This is a genomic window from Megasphaera jansseni, assembly GCF_047974155.1.
In the GTDB taxonomy this organism is placed as follows: domain Bacteria; phylum Bacillota; class Negativicutes; order Veillonellales; family Megasphaeraceae; genus Megasphaera.
In genome coordinates this window covers 1-4,277 of record NZ_JBHYRR010000058.1, presented here as the reverse complement: position 1 = coordinate 4,277, position 4,277 = coordinate 1, and the positions used below count along the sequence as shown (strand labels likewise).

Annotated in this window: 2 protein-coding genes; both read right to left on the bottom strand. The window is 51.6% G+C overall.

Features of this window, described 5'->3' with window-relative positions:
• Positions 1–114 precede the first annotated feature (114 nt).
• Entirely contained in the window at positions 115–1,686 is a 1,572-nt protein-coding gene (gene hcp / locus ACE418_RS13280) for a hydroxylamine reductase (protein ID WP_416451055.1), read from the bottom strand.
• Between the two features lie 436 nt (positions 1,687–2,122).
• Positions 2,123–4,277, bottom strand: a 2,155-nt coding sequence (locus ACE418_RS13275; protein WP_416451054.1) for a YadA-like family protein, incomplete at its 5' end; no start/stop codon positions are given.

Genomic DNA, 4,277 nt, shown 5'->3' with positions numbered 1-4,277 from the left:
ATGAACTACGAACGAAAAACTTTTAAGTTGAAGGGGCCTCGCATGATGGCAAAAACCTTCGTGCGACAGCCCCTTTTCATTTAATTCCGAGCGGCCTGCAGCCGAAACGGTCTCTTATCCCAAAATCTTTTTGAGGTCAGCTTCCGGTGTGCTAATCGGGGTGATGTTGAAGTTTTCTACTAAGTAGTTGAGGACATTCTTGGAGACGAAGGCCGGCAGTGTCGGGCCGAGGTAGATGTTCTTGATGCCCAAGGAGAGGAGGGTCAAGAGGATGCAGACGGCTTTCTGTTCGTACCAAGAGAGGACCAGGGTCAAAGGCAGGTCGTTTACGCCGCAGTCGAAGGCTTTTGCCAAAGCGACAGCTACCTGGATAGCGCTGTAAGCGTCGTTGCACTGGCCCATATCCATGATGCGCGGCAAGCCGCCGATAGTGCCGAGGTCGAGGTCGTTGAAGCGGTATTTGCCGCAAGCCAGGGTAAGGACGACGGTATCAGCCGGGGTCTGTTTGACGAATTCCGTGTAGTAGTTACGGCCCGGACGAGCGCCATCGCAGCCGCCGACGAGGAAGAAGTGTTTGATAGCGCCGGCTTTGACAGCGTCGATGACTTTGTCAGCTACGGAGAGGACCGTACCATGGCCAAAGCCTGTCGTAACGGTGCTGCCGCCGTTGATGCCGGTGAAGTGCTGGTCTTCTGCATAGCCGCCGAGTTCCAGGGCTTTTTCGATGACCGGCGTGAAATCTTTGTCTTCGCCGATATGAGTTACGCCGTCAAAGGAAACGACTTCCGTCGTGAAGACGCGGTCGATGTAGGATTTACGAGGCGGCATGAGGCAGTTCGTCGTGAACAAGAAAGCGCCGGGAACGCCGTCGAATTCTTTCTGCTGGTTCTGCCAAGCCGTACCGAAGTTGCCTTTGAGGTGTTTGTATTTCTTCAATTCCGGATAAGCATGAGCCGGGAGCATTTCGCCGTGCGTGTAGATATTGATGCCTTTGCCTTCGGTCTGTTTGAGGAGGAGTTCCAAGTCTTTCAGGTCGTGACCGGTGACGACGATGAACGGGCCTTTTTCAACGGTCAAGGGAACCGTCGTCGGAACCGGGGTGCCATAAGTAGAAGTATTGGCTTCATCGAGGAGGGCCATGCAGGTCAAGTTGACTTTGCCTGTTTCCATGACAATCGGAAGGAGTTCATCCATGCCCCAGTCTTCGCCGATAGCCGACAAGCCTTTGACGAAGAAATCATCGACTTCTTCGCTCGATTTGCCGAGCATGAGAGCATGATAAGCATAAGCAGCCATGCCGCGCATACCAAAGAGGATGAGCGATTTGAGGGAACGGATATCTTCATCAGCGTTCCACATCTGGTTCATGTCGTAGTCAGCTGCGGGAGTGGACGAAAGAGCAGCGGCTTCGGCGTGAACTTTGTCGATCATAGCCTGAGTCGTCGTCGTGTTGAAGTTGACGTTGGTAATGGTCGTGAACATGCCTTCGAGGATCGTGCGATAGGTCTTAGCCGTCGGAGCGGCAGTCTGACAGGTACGGGCCAAGCCGACGAGTGCGCCGGTCAAAACATCCTGCAAGCCGGCTTCTACTGCCGATTTGCCACAAACACCGGCACAGCCGGTACAGCCAGTACCCATAGCGGTCTGTTCACACTGGAAACAAAACATCTGTTTTTCTTTAGTCATGGGGAAAACCTCCTGTATCTCATACATATAAATTGAATGGGTGATTCGTAATTCTCTGCTCTCATCGAGTACACATAAAGTATAACAAAAAGAAAGGAACATTTCTGTTGCATTTACAACCAAAAGAGAAATTAGTGGCTCGTGGCTCGTTGTTCGTGGTTCGTGGCTCGTGGCTCGTAAAAGCCTGCCATCATACTCGAATCGGCTGTGGTCGAATCTCTCTGGCGGGCTTCCTACAGGAAGCCCCTACAATACGGCCACCCAGGCCGTATTTTTTGCGACCTGCGAACTGCGTTCATTTCATGAACCTGTTGCGGCGGAACGCCGCATCTGAATCCGAGGCGGCCTGCGAACTGCCACCTGCGGCCTGCGAAAAAAAATGAGGTTGTCGCCTCAAGTAATCTTGACTTGGTGCGACAACCTCATCGCTATGGCACTATTTCTTGCCAAGTGCCTGCTGAATCATTTCGCCTTGCTGGGCTACGAGAGCTTCCAGTTTAGCAATCTTTTCGTCTTGTTCTTTCATCTTAGCATCCTGTGCTTTCAGGAGTTCATCTTGTTCTTTAATCTTCTTAGCCATGACCGTCTTGGACGTCGTGATACCGCTGCCACCGCTGCCGAGTTTGAAGCTGACGCCGGCGTTGATCATGTTTTCACCGCCGCCGAAGCTGCCACCGATGCTGAACATGGTGTTTTCGTTCGGGCGATAGTAGGTACCGATAGCGACGGCATTGGCGCCGGCATAGTTGCCATAACCAGCTGCGAAGTCCCACTTGTTGTCCGGGTCAAAGTCGAGCGGATGGAGGGCTGCCAGAGCGGCTGCGCCAGCACCGACGCGATTGATGCGGCTGTCCAGCTTGTTGAGCGAATGGCTCAGGCTGTTGATGTTTTCCGCGTTGGCAATGACGGCCTGATTCGTGTTGTAGAGCTGTCCGCCATTGACGGCATCTGTCGAACCTTCAGCGATTTCGCCATCAGCCAGGTTGGTAATCTTCTGGCTGTTCATGTCGATCTTAGAATTGAAGGTAATCGTGTCTCCCGTTTTTGCCGTAATGCTATCTACCTTGATGTCTTTGTTCATCTGAATGCTGAGCGTATCAATCGTTTTTCCAGCATCGTTCTTCTTCTGCGTAACGTTCGTTGTGATGCTATCATCATCACCATGGATATTGATTTCGTCACCATTGTTTAAGACAACATAGCCGTCTTCCGAATTAATAGTGGATGCATTCAGAGATGGTTCCACATACAATTTATCTCCCACATCCGTAGTCGTCTGAGGTACTGCCTCTTCTGCCAGAAGGAGTGTATTCATCCGTCTTGCACGAGAAGTCGAGGTAGTGGAGGAATCAGTAACTACGGAAGAATCAGGGTCGGTAGAAACAGTAATGGCACCTTGTTCATTGGAAAGTCCTTCGATGTTGGTCTTGATGGTGTAGGACGAACCGGTCTTTTCCACGATAATGCCAGTTCCTGCCTTGATGGAAACCTGCGAACTGCTGATAGCCGATTTGAGCTGACCGACGTTGACTGCATCCGTATCCGCAACACCGGCTGCTACGTTGGAGATAACCCGGTTATTGGCATTGAGGCCATTGGAGTCGATGTAGGTGAAGCCGCCGACCATGAGGGCATTTGTCGTCAAGGACGAGTTGCCTACGTTAAGCGCACTGGCCGTGAGGGAAACGTCTTTGCCGACCTGGAGAAGTTCATTGCTCAATGCCGTATTTTCACCGACTTTGACGCTGCCCTTCTTATCTTTATTATTGGTCAGGTCGAGATTGTCACTGAGGGAGAACGAGAGGTCTGCGCCAGCATTGCTGATGACCAGATTGTCATTGCCGCTGGAGAAATCTACTGTGCCGCCCGGTTTGATGTTAGTCTTGCTAGCATCTTTACCGTTAGTCGTCAGGTTCCAGCCTTGGCCAGCCGTCTCGATAGCTTCGCTTGCCTTGCCTGCCACTTCACTCAGCTGTTCTTCCGTTGCGGCCCGGCCAGCCGTTGCAAAACCATCGTACTTCGTCGTCGTATTAGTCAAGCCGGTAATCGTCGAACCACTTTCAGCATTCAATTTAATCTTGCCAAAGGTTGCCTGTGTACCACTGATAACGGATTCCCCGCCATTGACAGTAATCGTGCCGCCGTTGATGACCGTCGAGTTCGTGCCATTGCTGAGGGACAAGCCTTTGTCATTGAAGTTCAGGCTGGACGTACCCGAAGTAGCACTGATGGAACCATCGGAACCGTTCAGCTGGATTGCACCATTACCAAGGCTGACGTCATCTGTCAAGCCTACAGTATACGCGCTGCCATTTTCATCGGATTGGCCTTTAACTTCGATGTTCTTGCCTGCGGTAACAGTCGTCTTAGCTGCTGTTGCTTTGCTGTTGACTTCTTTCAGCTGTTCTTCCGTTGCCGCTCTGCCTTTCGTAGCAAATCCTTCAACGTCGAGCGTCTTATTGGTCAGGCCTGTGATTTCGCCTTTATTGCCATCAATCACGATCGGGTGGCTCTTTTCTCCCTTGCCGATAGTGATGCTGTTCGCTAAGGACAGGCCATAGTTGGTGACATTGTTTCCGGCAGCAGTAGTA